At 71.1% G+C, this 26,697-nt stretch carries 25 protein-coding genes and 1 tRNA gene; 15 read left to right on the forward strand and 11 right to left on the reverse strand.

Annotation, left to right across the window (positions count from 1 at the left end):
* Window positions 1-15: 15 nt before the first annotated feature.
* The gene (locus IM777_RS12745) at window positions 16-894 is read right to left on the reverse strand and encodes a CHAD domain-containing protein (protein WP_194383632.1); all 879 of its coding nucleotides are present in this window, start codon (window positions 892-894) and stop codon (window positions 16-18) included.
* Window positions 895-978: 84 nt separating this feature from the next.
* Between IM777_RS12745 and IM777_RS12750 the strand changes: the two genes are divergently transcribed.
* A complete protein-coding gene (locus IM777_RS12750; protein WP_071044594.1) occupies window positions 979-1,386 on the forward strand; it encodes a YccF domain-containing protein in 408 nt (135 codons plus the stop codon).
* Between the two features lie 10 nt (window positions 1,387-1,396).
* Here the strand turns inward: IM777_RS12750 and IM777_RS12755 are convergent, their stop codons facing one another.
* Window positions 1,397-2,143: a hypothetical protein gene (locus IM777_RS12755; RefSeq protein ID WP_194383633.1), complete on the reverse strand. Its 747-nt coding sequence runs from the start codon at window positions 2,141-2,143 to the stop codon at window positions 1,397-1,399.
* Between the two features lie 100 nt (window positions 2,144-2,243).
* On the opposite strand from IM777_RS12755, the gene IM777_RS12760 reads away from it, so the two are divergent.
* The 6 genes from IM777_RS12760 to IM777_RS12785 are packed head-to-tail and all read left to right on the forward strand — an operon-like array spanning window position 2,244 to window position 8,504.
* Window positions 2,244-3,005, forward strand: coding sequence for a CDP-alcohol phosphatidyltransferase family protein (locus IM777_RS12760; protein WP_194383634.1), 762 nt, complete (start codon window positions 2,244-2,246; stop codon window positions 3,003-3,005).
* A complete protein-coding gene (locus IM777_RS12765) occupies window positions 3,002-4,063 on the forward strand; it encodes a lysylphosphatidylglycerol synthase transmembrane domain-containing protein (protein WP_194383635.1) in 1,062 nt (353 codons plus the stop codon). The genes IM777_RS12760 and IM777_RS12765 overlap by 4 nt, the downstream gene beginning before the upstream one ends.
* Entirely contained in the window at window positions 4,060-5,076 is a 1,017-nt protein-coding gene (locus IM777_RS12770) for an ABC transporter substrate-binding protein (protein ID WP_071044590.1), read from the forward strand. The genes IM777_RS12765 and IM777_RS12770 overlap by 4 nt, the downstream gene beginning before the upstream one ends.
* Window positions 5,066-5,866 (forward strand): ABC transporter ATP-binding protein, encoded by an 801-nt coding sequence (locus IM777_RS12775; RefSeq protein WP_194383636.1) that lies wholly within the window; start codon window positions 5,066-5,068, stop codon window positions 5,864-5,866. Before IM777_RS12770 ends, IM777_RS12775 begins: the two co-directional genes overlap by 11 nt.
* A complete protein-coding gene (locus IM777_RS12780; protein WP_228480800.1) occupies window positions 5,863-7,461 on the forward strand; it encodes an ABC transporter permease in 1,599 nt (532 codons plus the stop codon). The genes IM777_RS12775 and IM777_RS12780 overlap by 4 nt, the downstream gene beginning before the upstream one ends.
* Entirely contained in the window at window positions 7,458-8,504 is a 1,047-nt protein-coding gene (locus tag IM777_RS12785) for a glycosyltransferase family 4 protein (RefSeq protein WP_228480801.1), read from the forward strand. Before IM777_RS12780 ends, IM777_RS12785 begins: the two co-directional genes overlap by 4 nt.
* Window positions 8,505-8,687: 183 nt before the next feature.
* Here the strand turns inward: IM777_RS12785 and IM777_RS12790 are convergent, their stop codons facing one another.
* From IM777_RS12790 to IM777_RS12800, 3 genes are all read right to left on the reverse strand, one after another.
* Window positions 8,688-9,788, reverse strand: a complete 1,101-nt coding sequence (locus IM777_RS12790; RefSeq protein WP_194383637.1) for an ABC transporter permease — start codon at window positions 9,786-9,788, stop codon at window positions 8,688-8,690.
* Window positions 9,785-10,789, reverse strand: coding sequence for an ABC transporter ATP-binding protein (locus tag IM777_RS12795; RefSeq protein ID WP_194383638.1), 1,005 nt, complete (start codon window positions 10,787-10,789; stop codon window positions 9,785-9,787). Before IM777_RS12795 ends, IM777_RS12790 begins: the two co-directional genes overlap by 4 nt.
* A 199-nt stretch (window positions 10,790-10,988) precedes the next feature.
* Entirely contained in the window at window positions 10,989-12,005 is a 1,017-nt protein-coding gene (locus IM777_RS12800) for a glycerophosphodiester phosphodiesterase family protein (RefSeq protein WP_194383639.1), read from the reverse strand.
* A gap of 166 nt (window positions 12,006-12,171) precedes the next feature.
* Between IM777_RS12800 and IM777_RS12805 the strand changes: the two genes are divergently transcribed.
* The 4 genes from IM777_RS12805 to IM777_RS12820 all read left to right on the forward strand — a co-directional run bounded on the left by IM777_RS12805 (window position 12,172) and on the right by IM777_RS12820 (window position 15,714).
* On the forward strand, window positions 12,172-13,083 hold the full coding sequence (locus tag IM777_RS12805; RefSeq protein ID WP_194385559.1) for a Bax inhibitor-1/YccA family protein: 912 nt from the start codon (window positions 12,172-12,174) through the stop codon (window positions 13,081-13,083).
* A 643-nt stretch (window positions 13,084-13,726) separates the two neighbouring features.
* The gene (ligD, locus tag IM777_RS12810; protein ID WP_194383640.1) at window positions 13,727-14,965 is read left to right on the forward strand and encodes a non-homologous end-joining DNA ligase; all 1,239 of its coding nucleotides are present in this window, start codon (window positions 13,727-13,729) and stop codon (window positions 14,963-14,965) included.
* Window positions 14,966-15,020: 55 nt separating this feature from the next.
* A complete protein-coding gene (locus IM777_RS12815; RefSeq protein WP_071044582.1) occupies window positions 15,021-15,563 on the forward strand; it encodes a pyridoxamine 5'-phosphate oxidase family protein in 543 nt (180 codons plus the stop codon).
* A gap of 78 nt (window positions 15,564-15,641) precedes the next feature.
* Window positions 15,642-15,714: transfer RNA gene (locus IM777_RS12820), tRNA-Met, on the forward strand.
* A 160-nt stretch (window positions 15,715-15,874) separates the two neighbouring features.
* Here IM777_RS12820 and guaA read toward each other — a convergent pair.
* The 6 genes from guaA to guaB form a co-directional block, all read right to left on the reverse strand.
* Window positions 15,875-17,452, reverse strand: coding sequence for a glutamine-hydrolyzing GMP synthase (gene guaA / locus IM777_RS12825; protein WP_194385560.1), 1,578 nt, complete (start codon window positions 17,450-17,452; stop codon window positions 15,875-15,877).
* A gap of 62 nt (window positions 17,453-17,514) precedes the next feature.
* The gene (locus IM777_RS12830) at window positions 17,515-18,060 is read right to left on the reverse strand and encodes a DUF3817 domain-containing protein (RefSeq protein ID WP_194383641.1); all 546 of its coding nucleotides are present in this window, start codon (window positions 18,058-18,060) and stop codon (window positions 17,515-17,517) included.
* A gap of 40 nt (window positions 18,061-18,100) precedes the next feature.
* A complete protein-coding gene (locus IM777_RS12835) occupies window positions 18,101-18,940 on the reverse strand; it encodes an SURF1 family protein (RefSeq protein ID WP_228480802.1) in 840 nt (279 codons plus the stop codon).
* A complete protein-coding gene (locus IM777_RS12840; protein WP_071044579.1) occupies window positions 18,937-20,055 on the reverse strand; it encodes a GuaB3 family IMP dehydrogenase-related protein in 1,119 nt (372 codons plus the stop codon). The genes IM777_RS12835 and IM777_RS12840 overlap by 4 nt, the downstream gene beginning before the upstream one ends.
* A gap of 313 nt (window positions 20,056-20,368) precedes the next feature.
* Window positions 20,369-20,647: a DUF2277 domain-containing protein gene (locus IM777_RS12845; protein ID WP_194383642.1), complete on the reverse strand. Its 279-nt coding sequence runs from the start codon at window positions 20,645-20,647 to the stop codon at window positions 20,369-20,371.
* 162 nt (window positions 20,648-20,809) lie between these two features.
* Window positions 20,810-22,312: an IMP dehydrogenase gene (gene guaB, locus IM777_RS12850; RefSeq protein ID WP_071046046.1), complete on the reverse strand. Its 1,503-nt coding sequence runs from the start codon at window positions 22,310-22,312 to the stop codon at window positions 20,810-20,812.
* Between the two features lie 376 nt (window positions 22,313-22,688).
* Here guaB and IM777_RS12855 point away from each other — a divergent pair, with 376 nt between their 5' ends.
* The 4 genes from IM777_RS12855 to IM777_RS12870 are packed head-to-tail and all read left to right on the forward strand — an operon-like array spanning window position 22,689 to window position 26,693.
* Entirely contained in the window at window positions 22,689-23,948 is a 1,260-nt protein-coding gene (locus IM777_RS12855; protein ID WP_194385562.1) for a branched-chain amino acid ABC transporter permease, read from the forward strand.
* 9 nt (window positions 23,949-23,957) lie between these two features.
* Window positions 23,958-24,938, forward strand: a complete 981-nt coding sequence (locus tag IM777_RS12860; RefSeq protein ID WP_071046043.1) for a branched-chain amino acid ABC transporter permease — start codon at window positions 23,958-23,960, stop codon at window positions 24,936-24,938.
* A 28-nt stretch (window positions 24,939-24,966) separates the two neighbouring features.
* Window positions 24,967-25,956, forward strand: coding sequence for an ABC transporter ATP-binding protein (locus IM777_RS12865; protein WP_194383643.1), 990 nt, complete (start codon window positions 24,967-24,969; stop codon window positions 25,954-25,956).
* Complete coding sequence (locus IM777_RS12870; protein WP_071046040.1) at window positions 25,953-26,693, forward strand: ABC transporter ATP-binding protein; 741 nt, start codon at window positions 25,953-25,955, stop codon at window positions 26,691-26,693. The genes IM777_RS12865 and IM777_RS12870 overlap by 4 nt, the downstream gene beginning before the upstream one ends.
* The last annotated feature ends 4 nt before the right edge of the window (window positions 26,694-26,697 follow it).

The following is a 26,697-nucleotide window of genomic DNA, read 5'->3' on the forward strand; positions in this document are numbered from 1 at the left end:
CCCGCCGACACTGCCTCAGTCGAGGGCGAGACGGGCCTCGCGGATCCGCGCCAGCGGCTTCTTCACGCCCGGCGGCTTCTCTCCCGTCCCGCCGCGCACCGTACGCACGATGTCGCCGTAGACGTCGGCGGGTTCACCCGCACGCCCGGCGAGCACGCCTTCGCGCTCGACGAAGGCGAGGAAGGCGACGGCGTCGCGATGGCCGCCGAGGCGGTCGTGGATGGCGTCGCCCGCGTCCGCGAGCGTCGCGACCTGCTCCGGGTGCACCTCGGGCGCGGCGGAGGCGATCGCCTCGGAGACATAGCGCAGACGCCGCGCCGCCTTGCGCAGCGCGTGGAGCGGCGCATTCGTGCCGTCGAGCAGCTTCGCGGCCCGGAGCACGCGTCGCGCTTCGTGCCGCAGCACCGTCGAGACGAGATCGTCGGCGGGCGCCTGCGGGTCGTCGACGCGGAGCTCGAGGACGAATCCGCGCAGCAGCCGGTCCCTCTCGCGCGCACGCCGAAGGTCGATCAGTTCCCCGAGGCGCGCGTGCGCACGCGCGTACTCGGCGCGCGGTCGGTCGACGAGACGCTCGAAGGCGGCGCCGTCCGCGATGCCGCGTGAAGCGAGCTCGGCTTCCCCCGCGTCGGCGAGGACCTCGAGGTCGCGCGCGACACCGAGCTGCCGACCCCACTCGGCGTAGAGCACGCGCAGCCGCTCGACGGCGGGCTCGTCGAGCACGTCGCGGAACCCGGCGAGCACGCTGCGCAGGCGGCGAACGCGCGTGCGGTGCTGGTGCAGGCCGTCCGGCACGTCTTCGAGCATCCCGGCGCGGGTCTGGTCGAGGTCGTCCGCGGCACTGCGGACGATGCGCACGACGAGGTCGCCGGCTGACGCCGGACTCTGGCTGGTCATGGCCCTCACTCTAGAGCGGCAAGGAGCGCGCCCGGCCGCTCCGCCCCCAGAGGACTCCCGGCCGGCTGCGCCATGATGAGAGGCATGCGCCTGGTCCTCAACATCATCTGGCTCGTGCTGTCGGGCTTCTGGATGTTCCTCGCCTACCTGCTCGCCGGTGTGCTGCTGTGCATCCCCATCATCACGATCCCGTGGGCGATCGCATCCTTCCGTGTCGGCCTGTACGCCCTGTGGCCGTTCGGCCGCACGATCGTCGACAAGCCGGGAGCCGGCGTGGGGTCGTTCCTCGGCAACGTCATCTGGGTGATCTTCGCCGGAATCTGGCTCGCGATCGGCCACATCGTCACGGGAGTCGCGATGTGCCTGACCATCATCGGCATCCCGCTCGGCATCGCGAGCTTCAAGCTCGTGCCGATCTCGCTCATGCCGCTGGGCAAGGACATCGTCGACGTGGACGCCGCCCGCGGCGCCGTGCCCATCGTGCGCGCCTGAGCGCGGCCGTTCAGCCCACGGCGGCGGCCCGCGCCGGTCGCCGCAGCTGGGTCACCAGCGCCCACCCGGCGGCGACGAACACCCACACGAACAGGGCGAACACGAGCGCGACGTAAACGGTGCGCGTCACGGCGTTGGCCCAGACGGTGTCCCAGAACCCCCCGGGACCGGCGACCGACATCGCCCCGAGCATGATCGTGCACCGGCCCACCAGCGCTCCTCCGGCAGCGGCGAAGACCGGCCACGGCGACCGCCTGCCCGCCAGCAGCCGCAGCACGATCGCGACGACGCCCCAACCGAGCAAGGTGATGACGAGTTCGGTGAGGGCGAGGAAGGAGGCCTGCACCACGCTCGTGCCCACGAGCAGCGCGGCCGGAACGCCGAACGTGAGTCGCCGGTCCAGCGGCAGCATGCCGAGCGTCGACTCGCGCGCCCGCCACGGCCGCGTCGACGACAGCCACGTCGACCGCGCCGCGGCCGCACCGGGCCGGCGCACCAGACGCGTGCGCGCGGCGAGCATGCCGATGACGAGCCACAGGGCCGCCAGCACCAGCAGCACCCGCGCCACCCACGCCATCGCGGTGTCGCGCTCGGCGCGTTCGGCGTCGGTGACGGGAGCGAAGGAGGCCTGTTCGAGGGCGCCCGCCCACCGACGCAGCTCTTCCTCGGGCAGAACGAGGGCGAAGGTCGCTCCGACCGCCAGGAGGATCACGAAGGTGGCGATGGCGAGGATTCCTCGCCGTGCCGCCGTCGTCATGTGATCACGTTAGTCGATGCCGATGCCGCGTCTTTACCACAGCCGACCCGACCGGGTCAGGTGCTGGGCGCGGCGGGCACCGCGTTGCTAGCGTGCCGACATGACCGTGGCAGAGCGGCTCTCCCCGTCGGCGTCCCCGCGCGCCGCCGCGCGCCTGCCTCCGCTGCGACGATTCATCTCACTGTCGGCGGTGTGCGTCGCCGGTACCGTCGCGATCATCGCGTCGCTGCGTCTTCCGGCGCCCGCGGCGGGCGGCGCCGTCGCCCTCCTGGTCGCGGCTCTCGTGGTGTCGATCGCGGGCTTCCGGGCCCACCACGGTCACGGCCGGGTCGGCGCCGCCAACGCGGTGACCCTCGTGCGTCTCGGGGTCGTCGCGGTGCTCGCCGGCATCCTCTTCGCCGGGGCGACGCAGCCGGTGGCGGTCCTCGCCCTCGGCACGATCGCGCTGTGCCTGGACGGCGTCGACGGATACCTCGCGCGGCGTCAGCGCCTCACCTCTCGCTTCGGTGCGGCGTTCGACATGGAGGTCGACTCGGCGTTCGCGCTCGTCCTGGCTCTGCTGGCGGCCGCCGGACCGGCCGGAGCGTGGGCGGTGCTCCTGGGCGTGCCGCGCTACGCGTTCGGAGCCGCGGCACTGGCCGCCCCCTGGCTGAAGGGGCCGCTGGCCGACCGCGCGAGCCGCAAGGTGGTGTGCGTGCTGCAGCTCGTGGCCCTGCTCGTGCTGCAGGTGCCGTTCCTCCCTGCGCCCGTCGCACTGGCCATGGTCGGGGTGACAGCCGGGCTGCTGCTGTGGTCGTTCGGCAGCGACGTCGTGGCCCTGCGCCGCGCGCGCGTGCCACGGTCGAAAGCTCGTCGGGCGTGACCGACTCGGGGCGGCCCGCCCGTCGGCGCACGCGGTGGATCCGCACCGCGCAGGCCGTCGTCACCGTCGTCCTCCTGGTCCTGCTGTGGCGCGTCGTCGGCGGCCCCGACGTCGCCGACCTGCTGGCCACCGCGCACATCGGATGGCTCGCCCTGGCCGTCGCGCTCCTGATCGCCCACACGATCTTCGCGGCGTGGCGCTGGAAGGTGACCGCAGCGCCCTTGGGCCTGCACCTGTCGGCACGCACGGCTGTCGAGGAGTACTTCCTCGCGCAGCTGATCAATTCCGCCCTCCCCGGCGGCGTGCTCGGAGACGTCGGCCGCGCCGCACGGTCGCGTCACCGGGCGACCCTGCGCGTGGCCGCCGGCGCTGTCGCGGTCGAACGCGGGATCGGGCAGGCGGCACTGGCCGTGGTCCTCGTCGTCGGGGTGGTCGTCACGGCCGCCCTCCCCGGCGGCTTCACCCTCCCGCGGCCGTGGCTGGCCGGCGTCTCGATCGGGATCGCCGGGGCGGTGCTCGTGCTCGTCGCCCTGATCATGACGACACGGGTGCTCGCCCGCCGACACGTCGCGTGGGCCGCCCGAGTCGCGGACGGCATGCACCGCAGCACCACCGGACCGGGCGTGCGGAGCGCTCAGGCCGCCCTGAGCATGGTGGCCGTCGCGTGCCTGCTCGCGGCCTTCTGGTGCTGCACTGCCGCCGTCGGGGCCGCGCTCCCCGTCGGCGCGGTCGCGACACTCGTGCCGCTCGTGCTGCTGTCGATGCTGCTGCCGGTCTCCATCGGAGGCTGGGGGGTGCGCGAGACCGCGGCGGTGGCGCTCCTCCCGGTGGCCGGGATCACGGGCGCGCAGGCCCTCGCCTCGAGCATCGCCTTCGGCGTGGTCGCGCTCGTCGCCACGCTTCCGGGCCTCGCCGCCCTGTGGACGGCTCGGCACGCCGCCGAACCGACGGCATCGGGCCCCGCTTGCGCACCCGAACCGCCGGCGTCGGGCCGCGCCACCGCATCCATCCCACGCCCGAACGCACCGCACACCACGCTCTCGGAGGAGCATCCATGAACGATCGACTGATCCTCTCCCGCCGCACCCTCCTCGGGGCCGGGCTCGTCGGCGCCATCGGCATCGTCGGCGCGGCATGCAGCATGCCCGGCACCGGCGGCTCGCCGTCGGCGACGCGCGCGGCGAGCCTGCAGCTGTCGTGGCTGCACTCGGTGCAGTTCGGCGGCAGCTACATCGCGCTCGATCGCGGGTGGTGGCAGGAGTCCGGTCTCGAGGTCGACCTGCTGCAGGGTGGACCGAACGCGCCGGTGGAGCCGCCGGTCGTGGCGGGTACCGCGCTGGTGGGGGTCTCCGCCGCGGACTACACCGCCGCGGCCGTCGCCGAGGGCGCCCCGTTCCGCATCATCGGGGTCGCGATGCAGAAGAACCCCTTCGTGATCGCCTCGCTGCCGGACCGGCCGGTGAACGAGCCGGCCGACATGGCGGGCATGCGCATCGGCATGGCCACCGCCAACACGCCGGTGCTCGAGACGCTGTGCACCCTCAACGACGTCGACATCGAGGCGATCGAGATCGTGCCGACCCAGTACTCCGCTCAACCGCTCCTCGCCGGCGAGGTCGACTGCCTGCTGTGCTGGGAGACCGACCTGCCGGTCGCCATGGCCGTGCAGGGCGTCGACAGCGTCACGATGCTGATGGCCGACTACGGCTACGCCCTGCACTCGCAGACCTACATCGCCACCGAGGACTCCCTCGCCAACCGGCGCGACGACCTCGTGGCCCTCATGAGCGGTGAAGTGCGCGGATGGGAGGCTTACCGCGAAGACACCGACGCCGCCGCCCAGCTCGCCGTGGACATGTTCCCCGACGCGGGGCTCGACCTCGAGACGCAGCGGCTTCAGGCCGAGCGACAGGTGCCGCTGATGTTCTCGGGGACCACCGACGCGAACGGCTTCGGCTGGTGGTCCGACGAGTCCGTCGCGCAGAACATCGAGACCCTTGCCCTCCTCGGGCAGGACGTCGACGCGTCGCTGTGGGACCGATCCGTCCTGGAGCAGGTGCATGGCGCCTGAGACCGCTCCCGGCCCGCGGGTCGAGGTGCGAGGCGCCTCGAAGACGTACCCCGACGGCACCGAGGCGCTCGCACCGCTCGACCTGGTGCTGGAGTCCGGTCGCACGACCGCCCTGGTCGGACCATCCGGATGCGGCAAGTCGACGCTGTTGCGCATGATCGCGGGCCTCGAAACGGCGACCACGGGCGAGGTGCGCATCGACGGCGACCACCCGGCGAGCGTTGCCGCCCGCGGCGAACTGGCCGTGGCGTTCCAGGATCCGTCGCTGCTTCCGTGGCGCACCGTGCGTCGCAACGTCGCCCTCGCCCGCACGCTCGCCGGACGCCGGGCCGATGGAGCCGCGGTCGACGCGATGATCTCCCGGGTCGGACTCGACGGGTTCGAAGACACCCGCCCGGCGTCGCTGTCGGGCGGGATGCGACAGCGCGCCGCGATCGCGCGCGCCCTCGTCGCCGAACCGCGCCTGCTTCTGCTGGACGAGCCGTTCGGCGCGGTCGACGAGATCACCCGCGGCGACCTCGTGTCCGAGCTGCCGCCGCTGTGGCGACGCCGCGGCACGACGACGCTGCTCGTGACGCACTCACTGCGCGAGGCGGTGCGGATCGCCGATCGCGTCGTGGTGCTGAGCCCCCGTCCGGCGCGCATCGTGGCGGACATCCCGGTGCCGCTGCCGCACCCGCGCACCGACGCGATGGCGCACGATCCCGCCTTCGAACGGCTGGTCGACACCGTGGCCGATGCCCTCGCGCGATCGCGCCGGCCCGCACCGGAAGCCGGCGCGCGGCCGTGACCGTGCCGGCAGTCGGCACCCCTGCCCCGACGCGGTACGGCGCGCGTCGAGGCGTCGGGATCGCCGTCGTGCTCGTCGCGGTGCTGCTGGTGTGGGAGGCGTCGGCGCGTGCGCTGAGCGGTGCATACGTGCTGGCGGCGCCGAGCGAGATCGCCGTCACGATGTGGACCGACGCCGACCTGTTGTGGCGCGCGCTGCTCACCACCGGGCGGGCGGCTCTGATCGGATTCGTCCTCGGAAACCTCGCCGCCGTGCTGCTCGCGACGCTGGCGGTGCTCGCACCTTTCACGGAGCGGGTGATCACGGTCGTCGCCCTCGTCGTGTTCTGCCTGCCGCTGGTCGCGACCGGCCCGGTGCTGCGCGTCGTCTTCGGCCCGGGCGACGGGCCGCAGATCGTGCTCGCCGCGCTCGCGGTGTACTACACCACGATGATCCCGCTGCTGGTGGGCGTGCGGGCGGCGCCGTCGACCTGGTTCGACCTGGTGCGCAGCTACGGTCGCGGACGCGCGGCGCAGCTGCGCTACGTGCGCGCCCGGGCCGCCGTCCCCTACCTCGTCGCGGGGCTCCAGATCGCAGCGCCCGCCGCCTTCCTGGGCGCCATGGTGGGCGAATTCACCGGAGCCGCCGGCGGAATGGGTGTGCTGACCCTCCGCGCCTCCCGTGACCTCGACATCGAGTTGACCTGGGCCCTCGCGGTGATCGCGACGGCCGTGTCCGTGATCGCCTACGCCGCGATCGGCGCGCTGGGCCGACGCGTCGACGGCGACAGGCCGCCGCTGATCCTCGCGCCGGCCCGCGCCCCCGCATCCCGTCGCCATCGCACGCGCGACGCGCTCCTGACCGCGGTCGGAGCGGCCGCCGTGCTGCTGGTGCTGTGGTGGGGCGGCATCCACGCGATCGGCCTGAGCCCGTTCCTCGCCCGTACGCCCGCCGACGTCGTCGTGATCCTGTCGGGAACGGCTGACGACGGCGAGGTCGTCGGCGCGCTGGCCGCCGCGATCGGCGAGACCGCGGCGCTCGCCGTGCCGGGGTATCTCGCGGGCCTGGCCGCCGGGGCAGGACTCGCGATCGTGCTCACCCTGGCCCCGCGCGCGGCAGCTGTGTCGATGCCGTTCGCGATCGCCCTGCGCGCCGTGCCGATCGTCACGACCGCTCCCCTGGTCGTGCTGCTGCTCGGCCGCGGTGCGGTCGGGGGCGTCGCCCTGGTGGCGGTCATGGTGTTCTTCCCCACCCTCATCGCGTGCCTCGAGGGCCTGCGTCGAGCCCCCGGCCAGGCGCTCGATGTGCTGCGGTCCTATGCCGCCCCGGCGAGGGTGCAGCTGGTGCGCGTGCGCATCCCCGCGATGCTCCCCGCGTTCTTCGCGGCGGCTCGGATGAGCGTGCCGGCGGCGGTGCTGGCGGTCACGGTGGTCGAGTGGCTCGCGCTGGGCTCCGGGGTGGGGAGCCTCATGGCCCTGGCGGCGTCGCGCTCGGGATACGACCTGCTCGCCGGCGCGGTCGTCGTCGTGACGGCGCTTTCGGCGCTCGGTTACGCCCTCGTGAGCGCCGTGGAGGCGCGCGTGCTGCGCGTGTACGCGCCGGAGCAGGCGACGTGATCGAGGCGGCCTTCGCCGTACCCGGCGACCTGGAGACGGTGACCGGCGGCTACCTCTACGAGAAGCGCCTCCTGCACGGGCTGCGCGACGCGGGAACGCCGACCGAGCTCATCCGGCTCGGCGGCTCCTTCCCCGATCCCACACCCGACGACCACGCACAGGCCGCGGCGGCACTGGCGGCGGTGCCGCCGGATCGTCCGCTGATCGTCGACGGGTTCGTCTTCGGCTCCCTCTCGCCCGAGGCTCTCGCGGCCATCGCCGCCCCGGTCGTCGGGATGGTGCACCATCCGCTCGCCCTCGAGGAGGGTCTCACCGCGGAGCGGCGCCGGTACCTCTTCGAGACCGAGCGGGCCAATCTCCGTCGCGCCGACGCCGTGCTCGTCCCCAGCCCGCACACCCGGCGCATGCTCGTGTCGGAATACGGCGCGGACCCGGAGCGGATCACGGTCGCGCGACCCGGCACCGATCGGCCGACGGGGGTACGCGCGCCGAGTGATCCGCCGCTCGTGCTGTCGGTCGGCATCCAGCACCCCCGCAAGGGACACGACGTGCTGCTGCGCGCCCTCGCACGCGTGACGGATGCGCCCTGGCGCGCCGTGATCGTCGGGTCCGCGTGGGACCCGGCCCACGCCGCCGAGTTGGCGCGTCTGCGCGGCGAACTCGGACTCGAGGGTCGTGTGCGGCTGGCCGGCGCCGTCTCGGATGCCGAGCGCGACGCCCTCGCGCGCGAGGCGGCGGTCTTCGCACTCGCGACACGGTACGAGGGCTACGGACTGGTGTTCGACGAGGCCCTCGCCCGCGGCCTGCCGATCGTGTCGTGCCGCACCGGCGCCGTGCCCGACACGGTGCCCGCCGATGCGGGACTGCTGGTTCCACCCGAGGATCCGGCCGCCTTCGCCGACGCGCTGCGCATCCTGCTCGCCGATCCGGCCCGCCGAGCGGACATGTCCGCGGCCACGGCGCGCGCGGGGCGTGCCCTGCCGTCCTGGCACGACACCGCCCTCACCGCCCAGCGCCTGCTCGCCAGCCTCACCCGCCCCTGACCCCAGCCGCCCCAGGCCCCAGCCGCCGCGGCCTCCGGCGCCTGGCCCCAGCCCCACGCATGCATGTCGGAGGCGGGCCCGAGGCCAGCAGGCAGCCGGGCCGGGCGGGGCTGGGCTGGGCGGGTGGGATGAGGCAGCCGAGGCAGGCCCGAGGCAGCCGGGCGCGGCAGCGGGCGGGCAGGATCAGGCGATGCGGGTGCCGCGCGGCAGACGGCCCGCCGGCGTGCGGGTGCGTGCCCAGGCCCACGCCAGGAGTCCGCCGGCGAGGACGATCTGCAGTCCGAGGCCGACGAACCAGCTCGGCACCGACTGGGTGACGACCTCCTCGGGGGTCTGATAGTCCTGCTCGGTCCATGACAGCGGCGCGCACTCGTCCCACTGAGTCTCCAGCTCGGGCGGTTGCTGCGCGTAGGCGATGCCCGTCTTCAGCTGCGAGAAGACGTCCTGGGGGTTGCCGTTCGCGTCGAACCGGCCGGGCGCGGCGTCGCCGAGGATGACGAACGGGTTGGGCGCGAGCATCCACCAGACCCGATCGAAGCGCGGTGTCTCGGAGGTGTATGTCTCCCACTCACCGCACTCGATGTCTTCGTTGCAGGGATACGCCGCCGTCGAGGACTGCCCCGGCGCGCACGGCGGATCGTCGTTCGGCCCCACCGACGACCAGTCGTAGGTGCGGGTCTGATGCGTCGTCTCGGTGCGGATGGTCGCCCCCGCGAGCGCGAACGCGATCAGCGTGCCGATCACGAGCGCGGCGACCACGAGGTACGCGGTCGCCACCGAGAAGAGCGGGCGGGACAGGATGCCGCTGAGGGCCACCCCGATCGCGGCGAGCACGCCGATCTCAACTACGAGAACGGCCAGCGAGATCATGACGGTGAGGGGGTCGACACCGCCGGCGAACGTCGCGATCACGAGGAAGGGCACGGACACCGCGACGAAGGCGAGACCGGCGATCCAGGCGGCGAGGAACTTGCCGATGACGATCTCACCCGTGGTGGCGAGGGTCACCTGCACGGGCGCGAGGGTCGCTGCCTCCCGGTCGCCGTTGATCGCGTTCCCGCTGAAGGTGGGAGAGACGAGCACGACCAGGAGCAGCGTGAACGCCACGACCGTGGAGTAGATGGCGGCGCCGGGCTCCGGCACCCACTGCCACCCCAGGAACGACAGCACGCTGACGATGACCAGGAGCAGGGCGAAGACGCTCAGCAGCACGTACCACGCGACACTGCGGGTGCGCTGGGTCAGCTCGAGGCGGATGAGCGTGCCGAGCCGCTGCGCGTTCATGCGACATTTCCTTCGTCGCGGTCCGCTTCTTCGTCGCCGTCCGCGCGGTCGGGCGCGGCATCCGCATCGCGGCTCAGCTCGAGGAACGCGCGCTCGAGGTCGCCGTGCGCGGGGGCGAACTCGGCCACCGGCACCCCGGTGCCGACGATGCGGGCGAGGGCCTCGGCTGCCGCCGCCTCCCCCGCGAACGGCACCACGAGCTCTCGACGGTCGAACCCGACGGTGAACGGCTCGATGCCGAGGGCCGCGGCGACCGGCTCGATCGCCTTCTTGGGATCCCCCACGACGCGGATGCGCCAGGGCGTCGTCGCGGTCGAGCCCTCGCGCGGCGGTGCACTCACGGTGCGTCCCTCCACCAGGAACACCGCGTCGTCGGCGATCTCCTCCAGCTCGCTGAGGATGTGGCTGGAGACGAGCACCGTGCGCCCCTCCGCCGCGAACCGACGCAGCAGCACCCGCAGGTGGATCCGAGCCTGCGGGTCCAGGCCCGAGGCCGGCTCGTCCAGGAGCAGCACCGGAGGGTCGTGCACCAGGGCGCGCGCGAGGCCGAGCCGCTGCTTCTGCCCCCGCGACAGCACACGCGCCGGCGCATCGGCGAGCGCGGCGAGGTCGACCTCGTGGATCAGGTGCTCCGCGCGGGCGGCGGCCGCATCCGCCGGCATCCCGTACAGCCGGGCGGTGACGATGAGGGTCTCCCGCGAGGTGAGGCTTCCCCACGCGCCGAGGGCGTCCGGCATCCATCCGAGCCGACCGCGAACGGCCTGCGCATCGACGGCGGGGTCGAGGCCGGCGATGCGGATGGAGCCGGCGTCGGGCGCCAGGAGCGAGGCGAGCATGAGCAGCAGCGTCGTCTTCCCCGACCCGTTCGGACCGACGAGCGCCGTCACCCGGCCTGGAGCGGCCGTGAAGCCGACGTCGCGCACCGCGTGCACGGTGCCGAACGAGCGGCGCAGATCTGACACGACGATGCCGCCGGCATCATCCTGATGCGTTTCCCCCATGACCAGCACCCTACGCATCCGTCCCCCGCCTGGTCGGACAATCGGCCCGATGTCGGAGGATGCGGCGGGAACCCTCCGACATCGGCGCGATTCTCCGACATCGGCGGCCCGGGCTGGGGCGCGCTCAGTCGCGGAAGGGTCAGCGACGGACGGGTCAGGCGCGGACGGGTCAGGCGCGGACGGGTAAGCGACGGACGGGTCAGGCGCGGAAGACCTCGACGCCGAGGTCGGGATGGTCGACGAAGACGCCGTCGACGCCGGCGTCGCGCAGCAGAGTCCACTCCGCACGCCAGTCGCCGTGCGCGGCGCGACCGCCGCCGGTGCGGAACCGCCGGGTGAGGAAGGCGTTCTCGGGGCGGCACGTCCACGTGAAGACCGACAGGCCCCGGGCGTGTGCGTCGACGACGACCCGGGGTCGGTTCAGCGCAGGCACGACGGAACTGCCGGCGTGGCCGAGCGCGTTGGACGCGAGCAGCATCCGCTTGTGCACGCTGATGCCGTCGACAGCGCCGACAAGGCGATCGAGACCCTCCGGCTCGGCGAAGGAAGCGAAGGTGGGCGCTGCCGACCCGTCCCGCGCCACGAGATCGGCGGGCTTGCCGGATGCATCGAGCAGCAGCACGGATGCCGCCGCCAGTCCGCGCTCGTGGAGGTCGGTCAGCACGGTCGGCTCGAAAGACTCGACGGTGAGCGGCGGTGTACCGTCGGTCCACCCTGCCGCGGCGAGTTCGGCGACCACGAGGGAAGCGACATCCCACCCGAGTGAGGCGAAGTACGTCGCGTGCTTGATCTCGAGCACGACGCCGACGCGCCCGCCGCCGCGGTCGCGCACAAGATCGAGCACGTTCCGCAGGCACAGCACCGGTTCGCCGTCGTCGTGCGCCGCACTGTCGGGCCGGAGGTCGGGAAGGCGTTCCCGGCAGCGCAGGGTCGACAGTTCATCCCAGACGAAGTCCTCGACGAACCAACCGGTCCACGCCACCCCGTCGATCGTCTTGGTGGTGCGCCGGTCGGCGAACTCCGGGCGCTCCGCCACGTCGGTGGTTCCGGAGATCTCGTTCTCGTGCCGCACCACGAGCACGCCGTCGCGCGAGACGACGACGTCCGGCTCGACCGCGTCGACGCCCTGGGCGAGCGCGAGCTCATACGACGACCGCGAGTGTTCGGGGCGATAGCCGGGCGCGCCGCGGTGGCCGATCACGAGGGGACGGGGCACGGGATCAGGCTACGCGTGCCAGGGCCGCGGCCGCGGATCAGGCCCGGGAGAAGCATCCGTTCATAGCCCTCTCACAGCCGCCTACTCCCGCGGAATAGCGCGGTTCGGTTAGTGTTGGACAACAGCACGATGCTGTGAAACCCCGCGACTTTGGAGTGTGAGAGCAGTGGCCCTCAACAACCCCGCATTCAACAACCCGGCGTTCCAGGACCCGCGCGCCGTGCAGAGCTACCCGGGAGGTGCGAACGCGGCGAACCTCGGCGGCCCGACGCAGTTCGCCACCGCGCAGCGCGCCGGCACCGACGCCGCCGCCCAGGCGAACCTCGAGGGCATGTACTCCGCCCCGTCGGCCGGTTCGACCGACACCGGCCGCATGACGATCGAAGACACGGTCGCCAAGACCATCGGCCTGTTCGCGATCCTCGTGGTCGGCGCCGTGGCCGGCTGGATCTGGACGATGGCTCCGGTCACCGCACAGAACCCCAACCCGACCGTGCTGCCGATGATCGTCGGTGGGCTGGTCGGATTCGTCCTGTCGCTCGTGGTGATCTTCACCTCGCGCAAAAAGGTGCGCCCGGGCCTGATCTTCGCCTACGCCGCAGCCGAGGGACTGTTCGTGGGCGGCATCTCGGCGTTCTTCGAATTCATCTGGCCGGGAATCGTCACACAGGCGACCCTCGCCACCCTCGTCGTCGTCGGCGTCACGCTGGCCCTGTTCGCCAGCGGCAAGATCCGTGCGTCCAAGCGCGCCACCAAGATCTTCCTCATCGCGATGGTCGGCTACCTCGTCTTCTCGCTCGTGAACGTCGGCCTCATGCTGTTCGGCGTCACCGACAACGCGTTCGGTCTGCGCAGCGAGACGATCTTCGGCATCCCGCTCGGCCTCATCCTCGGTGTGCTCGTGGTGATCATGGCGGCGTACTCCCTGGTGCTCGACTTCGACCAGATCCAGCAAGGCGTCCGCAACGGCGTCCCGCGTCAGATGGGCTGGCTGGGCGGCTTCGGCATCATGGTCACCGTCGTGTGGCTCTACGTCGAGATCCTCCGCATGATCGCGATCATCCGCGGCAGCAACTGACCCCCATCCGCGCACGAAGGGCCGTCCCAACCGGGGCGGCCCTTCGTCGTCCGCCGCTCCTCCTTTCTCCATCGCGGTCCTAACTCAGGCTGCGCGAGGCGAGAGCTGCGGAATCGACGCCGATTCCGCACCCCGGCATGCGCCGAGCCTGAGTTAGGGCACACCGCGCCGCTGCCGTCGACCAGCCGGCCGCCGCCCCGTCCCCGGAGGCAGGCGCCGGTGACCGCCCCGACAAGCCGGCCTCACCCGCCCCGGCAAGACGGCCTCACCGGGCGCCCGAACCCCGACAAGCCGGCCTCACCCGCCCCCCGGCACCTGAACCCGGCGCGCCTGCCTCACCCGCCCCCGGCACCTGAACCGGGCGCCCGCCCCAGCAAGACGGCCTCACCCGCCCCCACGTGCCCGAACCACGGCGCACGGCGCCTACCTCGCCCGCCGCCTACGTGCCCGAACTCAGGCTGAGAGAGAAGACGGCACCGGTGGGAGAGGGAATCCAGGGCCTCGCCTGCGCACCGAGCCTGAGTTAGGACACGGGGCAGGCCGGGCTGCAGCAGGCGCGTGGGCAGAGGTACGCGCGTGGGCACAGGCGGGGGCGGGAGGCAAGCGGTGGCCGCGGCGAGGCGGGCCGAGTAGCGTCCGGCGTATGACACCCGCGAAGAGCCCGGCCGAGGTGATCGACGTCGACGGCACCGACGTGCGGATCACGAGCCCCGACAAGGTGGTCTTCCCGCAAGCCGGCCTGACGAAGATCGACATCGTGCGGTACTACCTCGCCGTCGCCGACGGCGCTCTGCGGGGCGCGGCCGGACGCCCGATGGTGCTCAAGCGCTTCCCCCGCGGCATCGACGTCGAACCCTTCTTCCAGAAGCGCGTGCCCGAGAACCACCCGCTGTTCATCGACACCGCCACGCTCCACTACGCCCGCGGAACCTCGGCTGAGGAGGCCGTGATCCGGGATGCGGCCGGGCTCGCCTGGGTTGCGAACCTCGGATGCCTCGACCTCAACCCCCACCCCGTGCGGGCCGAAGACCTCGACCATCCCGATGAGCTCCGCATCGATCTGGACCCCATGCCGGGGGTGGAATGGGCGCAGATCGTGGATGTCGCCTTCGTCGCCCGCGACGTGCTCGACGACGTGGGCCTGGCCGGCTGGCCCAAGACGAGCGGCTCCCGCGGGATGCACATCCTCGTTCGCATCACGCCCTCGTGGGACTACGCCGCGGTTCGCCGGGCCGCCGAGACGATCGCCCGCGAGGTCGAGAACCGGGCGCCCGGCCTGGCGACGGCTCGCTGGTGGAAGGAGGAGCGCGGCGAGAGCGTCTTCGTCGACTTCAACCAGAACGCCAAGGACCGTACGGTCGCCTCCGCGTACTCGATCCGGCCGGTTCCGGATGCGCGCGTGTCGACGCCGCTGCACTGGGACGAGGTGCGGGAACGCCGCCCCGCCGAGTTCACCGCCCGCACCGTGCCCGAGCGTTTCGCGCAGATCGGCGACCCGCACGACGGCATCGACGCCGCCGCCGGGGACCTCACCGCCCTGCTGCGACTCGCCGATGACCTGGGTCCCGCGGAGAAACCGCCGCGGCGCACCGACGGTTCCGGACGGCGGGCATCGACGATGCCGCTCATCGAGGTGGCCCGCACGAAGACCAAGCCCGAGGCGCAGGATGCGCTCGAGACGTGGCGATCATCACACCCCGCCGCGGCCGCCCAGCTGCACCCGGCAGACGTGCTCATCGACGGGATGCGCGGCTCGAGTTCGCTCTGGTACCGCGTCCGGGTGAACCTGCAGCACGTCGACGAGGCCGATCGACCCCCGCAGGAGGAACTGATCGCCACGTATGACCCATGGGCCGGGCGCAACAACAGCCCGAGCCCTTGAACCGGCAGCGCGGGAGCGAGATGCTGGAAGCACCCACCGGGAAAGGAGCAGAAACATGACTTCCGCCCCGCACCACCTCAGCACCGCCGAGTGCTGGACGCGCATCGAGGGCGAGAGCGTCGGGAGGCTCGCGATCATCCGCGACGACGGCGGCCCCGACCTCTTCCCCGTCAACATCGCCGCGCACGAAGGCGCGGTCTACTTCCGCACCGCCTCGGACACGAAGGTGGTGCGCCTGACGACGCACCCGGCCTCAGCCTTCGAAGTCGACGGTCACGACGATGACGGCTGGTGGAGCGTCGTGCTGCGCGGTCGAGCCGAACGGGTCGGCGACGCGACGGAGATCGAGCGCAGCGGCGTCTCGCGCCTGCTGACGGCCAGTCCGCGCTACAAGCCGCACGTGTTCCGCCTGACGCCGGTGACGATCACGGGCCGACGATTCGCCGACCGCGACGTCGTGAGAGCGCCCTCCCGCACGATGGTGGTCGACGAGGAGACGGGTGCACCGGCGGAGAGCCAGGTGCCACAGCACCCGCACGAGCGGCACGAGCGCCCCACGACCATCCCCTCTCACCGGCCGTGGCGCGACAGCTCATGAGGCCGTCGCCCACCGCGGCTCTGTCACGGGGCGACACACTCTTCGCCCCGCTCTCCGCCGACGCTAACGTGGCGGTATCGCGGCGATCCGGGCGGTCCCGGGCGACGGTTCATACCCGATCGCGTTGCGGGTTCGACTCCCGCCGTCGCGTCTGAAGCCGTCTCGGGAGATCTCGATACGTCGGCTTCGCCGCCTACTCGATCGGAGTCGCAGGAGCCTCAACGCCGCTTTGCGGCAGTGACCCGCCTCGACTCACTCCCACTCGGCCGCTGGCGCGACCGAGTGCCACCGCATCCGTCTCGAGTGGGAGCTCACTCCCACTCGATGGTCCCCGGCGGCTTGGACGTCACATCCAGCACCACGCGGTTGATCTCGCACACCTCGTTCGTGATGCGGTTGGAGATCTTCGACAGCACGTCGTAGGGCAGGCGGGTCCAGTCGGCGGTCATCGCGTCTTCGCTCGAGACCGGTCGCAGCACGATCGGATGCCCGTACGTGCGGCCGTCTCCCTGCACGCCGACCGAGCGCACGTCGGCCAGGAGCACCACCGGGCACTGCCAGATCTCCCCGTCGAGCCCCGCCTTCGTCAGCTCCTCGCGGGCGATGGCGTCGGCGTCACGCAGGATCTCGAGGCGGTCAGCGGTGACCTCACCCACGATGCGGATGCCGAGGCCGGGCCCCGGAAACGGCTGGCGGGCGACGATGACCTCGGGCAGCCCGAGCTCGCGTCCGATCGCACGCACCTCATCCTTGAACAGGGTGCGCAACGGTTCGACGAGCTCGAACTGCAGGTCTTCGGGAAGCCCGCCGACGTTGTGGTGACTCTTGATGTTGGCCGTGCCCGTGCCCCCGCCGGATTCGACGACGTCGGGATAGAGCGTGCCCTGCACGAGGAAGCGGATGGGCTCGCCGTCGGCAGCCGCCTCGGCGACGAGGTCGGCCTGGGCCTTCTCGAACGAGCGGATGAACTCGCGCCCGATGATCTTGCGCTTCTCCTCCGGGTCGCTCACGCCCTCGAGCGCACGCAGGAACTGCTCACGAGCGTCGACGGTCACGAGACGCACACCGGTGGAGGCAACGTAATCCTGCTCGACCTGCTCGCGCTCGCCCTTGCGCAGCAGCCCGTGGTCGACGAAGACGGCGACGAGCTGGTCCCCGACAGCCTCGTGCACGAGAGCCGTCGACACGGCTGAGTCCACGCCGCCCGACAGCGCCGACAGCACGCGGCCGGTGCCGACCTGCGCGCGGATCTTCTCGACCTGCTCGGCGATGACGTTGCCGCTGTTCCAGTCGGCGGGAAGGCCGGCCGCCTTGTGCAGGAAGTTCTCCAGCACCGCCTGGCCGTGGTCGGAGTGCTTGACCTCGGGATGCCACTGCACGCCGTACATGCGGCGCTCGTCGTTGCCGAAGGCGGCCACGGGGGTGGCATCGGTGGAGGCGAGCACGTCGAAGCCTTCGGGCGCACGGGAGACCTGGTCGCCATGGCTCATCCACACGTTCTGCGAGGCCGGCTGGCCGCCCAGCAGAACGCCGCCGTCGCCGAAGAGCGCGGCATCCGTCGCGCCGTACTCGCGCAGGCCCGTGTTCGCAACCTCGCCGCCGAGCGTGCGGGCCATCACCTGGAATCCGTAGCAGATGCCGAGCGTCGGAACCCCGAGGTCGAACACGCCGGCATCGAGCGAGGGCGCGCCCTCCTCGTACACCGACGAGGGACCGCCGGAGAGGATGATGCCGAGCGGCTCGCGCGCGGCGATCTCCTCGGCCGTGGCGGTGTGCGGGACGATCTCGCTGTAGACGCCGGCCTCGCGCACGCGGCGGGCGATGAGCTGGGCGTACTGGGCACCGAAGTCGACGACGAGTACCGGGCGGAACTCGGTGTCACCCTCGATCGACGGGCTCGTGTCGGCGCCGTCGAACGTATCGGTGCGATCGATGTGGTCGGGGGATTCTGTCACCGGTGGTTCTCCGTCGGAATCTCGTGGGTCAGCGTCGAGTGCGCGGCATGGGTGTGGAGCTCGTCGTCTTCACGCTGTCGCAGGTAGGCCCTCACCTCGCGCGCAACGCGGGCCTCCATGAAGAACGACAGCAGCGGCACGATGCCGCCGAGGGCCAGCACGATGAATCGGCCGAAGTGCCAGCGCATGAGGCTCCAGATGCGGAAGCACGCGAACAGGTACACGACGTAGAACCAGCCGTGCGCCACGAGGATGAACAGGGAGATGTTCAGGCCGTCGCCGGTGGAGACCATCTCGCAGTCGTTGGTCATCGGCGCGAACAGCGACCACCACTGGCAATCGGCACCGGGGATGACCGTCGCGAACCACAGCGCTCCGCCGGACCCGCCGGCGAACAGCTCGACGTGCAGCGGCGTGTACTTGAGGATCATCTCGGCGACCAGCAGAAGCAGGCCGACACCCGTGATGATCGACGCCACCTGGTAGAACTTCAGAGCGCCGCGGATCGCCGGGAACGAGGAGAGCTTCGGGGCGCGCGGCATGCATCGATTCTAGTCGGCGCCTCAGACACCCCGTTCCGCGCTACGCAGCCGCGGCATCCTCGAGGTCTTCGACCTCCTTCTCCCACGCATCGCGCGCCAGGCGGTACCACATGTAGAACGCGAAGCCCGCGAAGATCGCCCATTCGGCGGCGTAGAAGATGTTGAGCCAGTTCACACCGGATCCCTGATCGGGCGGGCGCGTGGTGATCTGCTGCAGGGGCTCGGATGCCGTCTCCGACACCAGGTACGGACGGTACACGTCGATGCCGTCCGCGTCGCTCCACCGGCTGAGAAGCGCGGCCGGCGACATGCGGGTGAGGGTGAGGGGATCCGCGCTCTGCGGCGGCGGGACGGGCCCCTCGTCGGAGATGAGCCGGCCGGTGAGTGCGAGCGCCGCGGCATCGTTCGGTCGTTCAGCCGCATCCTCGGACAGCTGCTCTGCGGCGGCGAGCGCCTCCTCCTCGGTGGCCGCCCACCCGACGGCGACCGCCAGCGACGTCGGCGCCTCGGCGGTCGCGACGCGGAACTGACCCGTCACCCAGTAGCCCTCCACACCGTCGTTGTAGCGCGAGGAGACGACGATGTAGTCGTCGGGGACGAACGCGCCGGTCACGGTCACCCGCTGCCCGACGAGCGGCTCGGGCAGGTACTCCCCCGGCTGCACGACGTCGTCGATGGGCTGCACCTGCTCGGTGACACCCTCGGGGAGCGGCTGCATGTCGACCGCGCGGGAGAGCTGCCACTGTCCGAGCCAGGCGAACACGCCGGCCACCACCAGGCACAGGGCCAGCACGCCGAGCCAGCGCGGGCGCAGCATGACCTCGCGCAGCGTCGGCGGGAAGACCTCCGGTGGTGCCGGGTGCGGGTCGGCGGTGGTCATCCGGCCTGATACGGCGCCACGACGACCTCGCAGCGCTGGAATTCCTTCAGGTCTGAGTACCCGGTCGTGGCCATCGACTTCTTCAAGGCGCCGATGAGGTTGACCGTGCCGTCGGCGACCGGAGCCGGACCGTACAGCACCGACTCGAGGTCGGCGAGCTGGTTCACGGCCACGCGGCGTCCGCGGGGCAGCTTCGGGTGATGCGCCTCCGGGCCCCAGTGGTACCCGAGGCCGGGGGCATCGGTCGCGCGCGCGAGAGCGACGCCGAGCATGACCGCATCCGCCCCCATCGCGAGAGCCTTGACGAGGTCGCCCGAGGTTCCCACGCCGCCGTCGGCGATCACGTGCACGTAGCGGCCGCCCGACTCGTCGAGATAGTCGCGACGGGCGCCGGCGACGTCGGCGAGCGCCGTGGCCATGGGTGCGTGGATGCCGAGGGTGGCGCGGGTGGACGAGCTCGCGCCCCCGCCGAAGCCCACGAGCACACCGGCGGCGCCGGTGCGCATCAGGTGGAGGGCGGCGGTGTACGTCGCCGCACCGCCGACGATGACCGGCACGTCGAGGTCGTAGATGAACTTCTTCAGGTTCAGCGGCGCCGCCACCGATGACACGTGCTCGGCCGAGACGGTGGTGCCGCGGATGACGAAGAGGTCGACCCCGGCCGCGACGACGGTCTCGTAGAGCTCCTGCGTGCGCTGCGGCGTGAGGGAACCGGCGACGGTCACACCGGCCGCGCGGATCTCGGAGAGTCGATCCCGCACCAGTTCCGGCTGGATCGGTGCGGCATACAGCTCCTGCATGCGACGGGTCGCCTGGTCGTCCGGCAGCGACGCGATCTCGGCGAGGAGCGGCTCGGGGTCGTCGTAGCGAGTCCACAGCCCCTCGAGGTCGAGCACGCCGAGTCCGCCGAGCTGGCCGAGCATGATCGCGGTCTTGGGGCTCACCACCGAGTCCATCGGCGCGCCGATGACGGGGATGTCGAAGGAGAACGCGTCGATGGTCCACGCGGTCGAGACGTCCTCCGGGTTGCGCGTGCGGCGCGAGGGGACGACGGCGAGGTCGTCGAACGTAAACGCGCGGCGGGCCCGCTTGGCGCGGCCGATCTCGATCTCCATGCTCACCGGGCCAGCCTACCCGCCCGCCCGCCGCATCCCTCTGCCCCCGGCGCCTTTGCCGCCTCGGCCGGCGCTGCCGCATCCAGCCGCCGGGCATCCCTGCCCCGCGCCCGCCGCACCCCCCGCCGCCCGCCCGCCGCATCCGGCCGCCGGGCGCATCCCCTCCCCCGCCGATGTCGGAGAAACGGGCCGATGTCGGAGGATTCGCCGCGAATCGTCCGACATCGACGCGATTCTCCGACGATGCGGCGGCAGAGAATGTCGCGGCAGACGCGGGCGGTCAGGCGCCGCGGGCGGGGCAGACGCGGGCGGGTCAGGCGGCCGAGTAGCGCCCGGAGGCCTCGGCGCGGGCGCGCTTCTTCGCCGCCTCCTCGTCGCGGTTCTTCGGCGGCGCGCTGGTCACGAGGTCGTCCAGCAGGTGCTGCGTGGCATGAGCGATGTCGGCGACGGCACGGTCGAATGCATCGCGGTTCGCCTGCGACGGCTTCGTCGTCCCGGCGATCTTGCGCACGTACTGCAGCGCCGCGGCGTGCACCTCGTCGCTCGTCGCCGCGGGCTCGAAGTTGTGGAGCGTGTGGATGTTCCGGCACATGCCGCCGACTGTACGCCGCTGTCGCCCCGGCGGAACGTCGGAGCATCGGTCCGATGTCGGAGGATCCTGCGCAAATCGTCCGACATCGGCGCGACTCTCCGACCTCGGCGCCGCGCGGCGCGGGCTCCGGGCCTCGCGGCGCGGCGCCGCAAGCGCGCGAGGTCAGCGCTTGTAGTTGGGCGCCTCGACGACGATCTGCACGTCGTGCGGGTGCGACTCCTTCAGCCCCGCAGAGGTGATGCGCACGAACTTCCCCTTGGCCTTCAGCTCGTCGATCGTGCGCGCGCCGACGTAGAACATCGACTGACGGAGGCCGCCGACCAGCTGGTAGGCGACCGCGGAGACGGGGCCGCGGTAGGCCACCTGCCCCTCGATCCCCTCCGGGATCAGCTTGTCGTCGTTGGGCACATCGGCCTGGAAGTAGCGATCCTTCGAGTACGACGTCTTCTTGCCGCGCGTCTGCAGGGCGCCGAGGGAACCCATCCCGCGATAGAGCTTGAACTGCTTGCCGCCCTGGAAGACGACCTCGCCCGGCGACTCGTCGGTTCCGGCCAGGAGCGATCCGATCATGACGCTCTCGGCACCCGCGACGAGGGCCTTGGCGATGTCGCCGGAGTACTGCAGGCCGCCGTCGGCGATGACCGGGATGCCTGCCTCACGCGCCGCCAGCCAGGCCTCGTAGATCGCCGTCACCTGGGGCACGCCGACGCCGGCGACGATGCGCGTGGTGCAGATGGACCCCGGGCCGACACCGACCTTCACCGCGTCGACGCCCGCGTCGATGAGTGCCTGCGCACCCTCGCGGGTCGCGACGTTTCCGCCGATGACGTCGATGTGGTCGAACGACCGATCGCCCTTGATGCGCCGCACCATCTCGATCACGCCCGCCGACTGCCCGTTGGCGGTGTCGACCACGACGACGTCGACACCCGCGTCGCGGAGGGCCTCGGCGCGCTCCCACGCATCCCCGAAGAAGCCGATCGCGGCACCGACGCGCAGGCGGCCGTGCTCGTCCTTGGTCGCCAGCGGATACTTCTCGCTCTTGTCGAAGTCCTTGATGGTGATGAGGCCGGCGAGCTTGCCCTCGTCGTCGATGAGCGGCAGCTTCTCGACGCGGTGCTCGGCGAACAGGGCGATGACCTCGTTCGCGCCGATGCCCACGTTCCCGGTGACCAGGCCCTCGCTCGTCATGACGTCTTTCACGAGAGTGGTCTGACGCTCGAAGCCCGACACGAAGCGCATGTCGCGGTTGGTCACGATACCCACCAGACGCCCCTCGGCGTCGACGACCGGCAGACCCGAGATGCGGTACTGCGCGCACAGCCCGTCGACCTCTTCGATCGTGGCCTCGGGCGTTGTCGTGATCGGGTCGGTGATCATTCCCGACTCGCTGCGCTTGACGCGGTCGACCATTGCCGCCTGGTCGGCGATCGACAGATTCCGGTGGATGATCCCGATGCCGCCCTCCCGCGCGATCGCGATCGCGAGGCGCGTCTCGGTGACGGTGTCCATCGCGGCGGAGATGAGCGGGGTGGCCACGGTGATGCGGCGAGTGACCCGGCTGGAGGTGTCCGCCTCGCTCGGGATGACGTCGGTGTGTCCCGGCAGCAGCAGGACGTCGTCGTAGGTCAGTCCGACGAAGCCGAAGGGGTCGTGGTGCTCCATGGGTCCTCCTGCGCCCGTCGCCGTCGGGCGCGTGCAGATCGGGGTGACGGCGTGTCGATCCGAGAATTCTCGACTCGTCGATTCTAAGGCGCGCGCGCCGCGTCGCATTCCCGGCACCCCTATGGGGTGGAGCGCTCGATCCGGGCGCCGCGCGGGAGCGCTTCCGCCGTTCGAGATCAAAACGAGATGCAGGCCACGAATGTGTCGTTGGCCCGAAACAACGACGACACATTACGCTCGTACCGTCGATCATCACGGCCGATGCGACCTGAGCTCGGCGCGCTGGTGTGCCGAGCTGGGAGGTTCAGTGAGTCCTTCGACCACGATCGCGACACCTCGATCGCGCCTACGGGCGCTATCGGTCGTCATCGGCCTGATGCTGGCGCTGCTGGGCGTCTTCGCCGCGTCCGCGCCGGCGAGCGCCGCGGAGGGCGACCCCTACCGCATCAGCGGGAACGTCCAGCTGGACGGCGAGCCCCTGCCCGGCATCATCCTCGTCATCGACGGCCCCGGCGGCGCGCAGGAGGTGGAGACGGACGAGAACGGCCAGTGGAGCGTTCAGGTCCCCGAGCGCGGTGACGAGAACGAATACACCGTCACCCTCGACGAGAACTCCCTCCCCGAGGGCATCGCGGTCGTCGACCCGGAGGACGACACCCCGAACGTGCTCGAGGTGGTCGTGGGCCCCGGCGGGTTCGCGGCGGTCAACTTCTTCATCGGAGAGGGCGAGCGCAACGTCACCTCCTTCTTCGACCAGCTGGTGCAGCGCGTCGTGCAGGGGATCAGCTTCGGCCTGATGCTCGCCCTTGCCGCCGTGGGCCTCACCCTCGTCTACGGCACGACCGGCATCTCGAACTTCGCCCACGGCGAGATGGTGACCTTCGGCGCCATCGTCGCCTTCGTGCTGGTCGGTCCTGCGAGCCTCGCCCTCCCGTGGTGGCTGGGCTATCCCCTCGCGGTGGTGCTGAGCGCGGCTCTGGGACTGGTGATGGATGCGGCGCTGTGGCGACCGCTCCGCAGACGCCGGGTCGGGGTGGTGCAGCTGATGATCGTCAGCATCGGCCTCTCCCTCGCCCTGCGCTATACCTTCCAGTTCTTCATCGGCGGCGGCACCGCACAGCTCCCGGGCGCCTCGGCCCCCAAGATCCCGCTGTTCGGCGCGGTGCAGATGAGCGTGATCGACATGGCGTCGATCGTCATCTCCATCGTCGTGATCGTCATCTTCGCCTTCTGGCTCACCCGCTCGCGGATCGGAAAGGCGACCCGGGCGATCTCCGACAACCCGTCTCTGGCGGCCGCATCCGGCATCGACGTCGACTACGTCGTGCGCGTGGTGTGGGTGCTCGCCGGAGCGCTCGCGGGCCTCGCCGGCATCCTCTACGCGTACTACCGCCCCGGAATCCGCTGGGACATGGGTGCGCAGCTGCTGCTGCTGATGTTCGCGGCGGTCGTCCTCGGCGGCCTCGGCACGGCATACGGCGCCCTCATCGGCGCGCTGATCGTCGGCATCGTCGTGGAGGCGTCGAGCCTGTGGATCCCGGCGGACCTCAAGTTCGCCAGCGGACTGTTCATCCTGATCGTGATCCTGTTGTTCCGACCACAGGGCATCCTCGGTCGACGCGAGAGAATAGGTTAGGCGCAGACCATGGACTGGCTTCAGATCCTCTCCAACTCGGCAAGCTCGATCCTGAGCCCCGCCACAATCGGCTACGCCCTCGCGGCGCTCGGTCTGGCGATGCACTTCGGCTACGGCGGCCTGATCAACATGGGCATCGCCGGCTTCATGGCCATCGGTGCCTACGGCTACGCGATCTCCGTCCTCACCTTCGGGCTCCCGTGGTGGCTCGCGGCGATCCTGGGGCTGGTGGCCGCGGCGATCTTCGCGCTCATCCTCGGCATTCCAACGCTCCGACTGCGAGGCGACTACCTCGCGATCGTCACGATCGCCGCCGCGGAGGTCGTGCGACTGCTGTTCCTCACGACCGCCTTCGACGACGTCACCGGCTCGGCCGACGGCCTGAGCGGCTACCACGCGAGCTTCCGCGCATCCAACCCGATTCCCGATGGCACGTACGGCTTCGGCCCGTGGATGTACAACGAGACCCAGTGGTGGGTGCGCATCATGGGTCTGCTGACCCTCGCGTTCGCGGTGCTGGTGGTGTGGATGCTCACCCACAGTCCCTGGGGTCGCGCACTCAAGGGCATCCGCGAGGACGAGGACGCCGTGCGCTCGCTCGGGAAGAACGTCTTCGCCTACAAGATGCAGACCCTCGTGCTCGGTGGCGTGATCGCCGCCGCGGGAGGCATCGTCTACGCCCTGCCGGCGGCCATCAGCCCCGGCGTGTACGTGACGTCGCTGACGTTCTTCGTATGGACCGCGCTCCTGCTCGGTGGCGCCGCCACCGTGTTCGGTCCGCTCCTCGGGTCGCTCATCTTCTGGGTGCTGCAGACCTTCCTCTCCAACGTCCTTCCCGCGATGGCCTCGGCCGGTCTGCTGTTCGGCATGTCGGCCATCCAGGCGGCGACGCTGCGATTCATCCTCGTGGGCGTGGCCCTGATGCTGCTGGTGATCTTCATGCCGCAGGGCCTGCTCGGCAACAAGAAGGAGCTGACCTTTGTCAAGTGATACGCCGGCAGGCGCCGAGCCGCCCACGATGACCTCTCCCACGCCGCGCCCCAAGACGACGGGCCTGCACAAGGGCGACGCCGCACCGGGCTGCGCCAAGGTCGACCCGATCATCGTCGCCGACAACGTGCGCCGATCCTTCGGCGGCGTGCACGCCGTCGACGTCGACCACCTCGAGGTGCCGCGCGGGGCGATCACCGCCCTCATCGGCCCGAACGGTGCCGGAAAGACCACGCTGTTCAACCTGCTCACCGGATTCGACAAGCCCGACGAGGGCACGTGGAGCTTCGACGGACGCGATCTCGCGGGCGTTCCCGCCTACAAGGTGGCCCGGATGGGTCTCGTGCGCACCTTCCAGCTGACGAAGGCCCTGGGCCTGCTCACGGTGCTCGACAACATGAAGCTCGGTGCGACCGGCCAGCGGGGCGAGAGCTTCTGGGGCGGTCTGTTCCCGCCGCTCTGGCGCAAGCAGGACAAAGACATCGAGACCCGCGCGATGGGCATCCTGCAGAAGTTCAAGCTCGACACCAAATCGGCCGACTTCGCCGCGAGCCTCTCGGGAGGTCAGCGCAAGCTGCTCGAGATGGCGCGTTCGCTCATGACCGATCCGACGCTCGTCATGCTCGACGAGCCGATGGCCGGCGTCAACCCGGCGCTCACGCAGTCGCTGCTGGACCACATCCTCGACCTGAAGGACGAGGGGATGACGGTCCTCTTCGTCGAGCACGACATGCACATGGTGCGTCACATCGCCGACTGGGTCGTCGTGATGGCCGAGGGCAAGATCGTGGCCGAGGGCGATCCGCACTCCGTGATGCGGGACCCGGCCGTGATCGACGCCTACCTCGGCGCCCACCAGGACGTCGACCTGGGTGAGGTCACCGGCCGCATCCCGGTGCAGGGCGAGGCGGCATCGGCGTCCGGCCTGTCCAAGGCCGACATCGAGGCCGAAGCGGAAGCCGAGCTCGAGGCCGAGGAAGCCCCGAAGCGGCACCACCATGAGGAGGACGAGCGATGAGCACCGCCACGACCACCGGCACCACCGTCGTCTCCGTCGAAGACGTGCACGCCGGTTACCTGCCGGGCGTCAACATCCTCAACGGCTGCAACCTCGTCGCACACCAGGGCGAGCTGATCGGCATCATCGGACCCAACGGCGCTGGCAAGTCCACCCTTCTGAAGGCGATCTTCGGTCAGGTGAACGTGCGCAGCGGCACGGTCACTCTCGAGGGCGACGACATCACGGGTCTGAAGGCGAACAAGCTCGTCGCCCGGGGCGTGGGCTTCATCCCGCAGACGAACAACGTCTTCCCCTCCCTGACGATCGAGGAGAACCTGCAGATGGGCCTGTACCAGCGCCCGTCGGTCTACGCCGAACGGCTCGAGTTCGTCACGGGGATCTTCGCCGAACTCGGCAAGCGGCTCAAGCAGCGCGCCGGGTCGCTCTCGGGCGGCGAGCGCCAGATGGTGGCGATGAGCCGCGCACTCATGATGGACCCCAAAGTGCTGCTGCTCGACGAGCCGTCCGCCGGTCTCTCGCCTGTGCGGCAGGACGAGGCGTTCATCCGCGTCTCCGAGATCAACAAGGCCGGGGTGACGTGCATCATGGTCGAGCAGAACGCGCGCCGCTGTCTGCAGATCTGCGATCGCGGCTACGTGCTCGACCAGGGCCGTGACGCCTACACCGGCTCCGGCCGCGAGCTGCTGAACGACCCCAAGGTGACGGAGCTCTACCTGGGCACGCTCGGCGCCTGACGCG

The organism is Microbacterium luteum (genome assembly GCF_015277875.1).
In the GTDB taxonomy this organism is placed as follows: domain Bacteria; phylum Actinomycetota; class Actinomycetes; order Actinomycetales; family Microbacteriaceae; genus Microbacterium; species Microbacterium luteum.

Bases quoted from the DNA above. Each gene is read 5' to 3' on its own strand.
- IM777_RS12745 (WP_194383632.1), bottom strand. From the start codon at position 894: ATGACCAGCCAGAGTCCGGCGTCAGCCGGCGACCTCGTCGTGCGCATC.
- IM777_RS12750 (WP_071044594.1), top strand. From the start codon at position 979: ATGCGCCTGGTCCTCAACATCATCTGGCTCGTGCTGTCGGGCTTCTGG.
- IM777_RS12755 (WP_194383633.1), bottom strand. From the start codon at position 2,143: ATGACGACGGCGGCACGGCGAGGAATCCTCGCCATCGCCACCTTCGTG.
- IM777_RS12760 (WP_194383634.1), top strand. From the start codon at position 2,244: ATGACCGTGGCAGAGCGGCTCTCCCCGTCGGCGTCCCCGCGCGCCGCC.
- IM777_RS12770 (WP_071044590.1), top strand. From the start codon at position 4,060: ATGAACGATCGACTGATCCTCTCCCGCCGCACCCTCCTCGGGGCCGGG.
- IM777_RS12775 (WP_194383636.1), top strand. From the start codon at position 5,066: ATGGCGCCTGAGACCGCTCCCGGCCCGCGGGTCGAGGTGCGAGGCGCC.
- IM777_RS12790 (WP_194383637.1), bottom strand. From the start codon at position 9,788: ATGAACGCGCAGCGGCTCGGCACGCTCATCCGCCTCGAGCTGACCCAG.
- IM777_RS12795 (WP_194383638.1), bottom strand. From the start codon at position 10,789: ATGGGGGAAACGCATCAGGATGATGCCGGCGGCATCGTCGTGTCAGAT.
- ligD (WP_194383640.1), top strand. From the start codon at position 13,727: ATGACACCCGCGAAGAGCCCGGCCGAGGTGATCGACGTCGACGGCACC.
- IM777_RS12815 (WP_071044582.1), top strand. From the start codon at position 15,021: ATGACTTCCGCCCCGCACCACCTCAGCACCGCCGAGTGCTGGACGCGC.
- IM777_RS12830 (WP_194383641.1), bottom strand. From the start codon at position 18,060: ATGCCGCGCGCCCCGAAGCTCTCCTCGTTCCCGGCGATCCGCGGCGCT.
- IM777_RS12835 (WP_228480802.1), bottom strand. From the start codon at position 18,940: ATGACCACCGCCGACCCGCACCCGGCACCACCGGAGGTCTTCCCGCCG.
- IM777_RS12840 (WP_071044579.1), bottom strand. From the start codon at position 20,055: ATGGAGATCGAGATCGGCCGCGCCAAGCGGGCCCGCCGCGCGTTTACG.
- IM777_RS12845 (WP_194383642.1), bottom strand. From the start codon at position 20,647: ATGTGCCGGAACATCCACACGCTCCACAACTTCGAGCCCGCGGCGACG.
- guaB (WP_071046046.1), bottom strand. From the start codon at position 22,312: ATGGAGCACCACGACCCCTTCGGCTTCGTCGGACTGACCTACGACGAC.
- IM777_RS12855 (WP_194385562.1), top strand. From the start codon at position 22,689: ATGCTGGCGCTGCTGGGCGTCTTCGCCGCGTCCGCGCCGGCGAGCGCC.
- IM777_RS12860 (WP_071046043.1), top strand. From the start codon at position 23,958: ATGGACTGGCTTCAGATCCTCTCCAACTCGGCAAGCTCGATCCTGAGC.
- IM777_RS12865 (WP_194383643.1), top strand. From the start codon at position 24,967: ATGACCTCTCCCACGCCGCGCCCCAAGACGACGGGCCTGCACAAGGGC.
- IM777_RS12870 (WP_071046040.1), top strand. From the start codon at position 25,953: ATGAGCACCGCCACGACCACCGGCACCACCGTCGTCTCCGTCGAAGAC.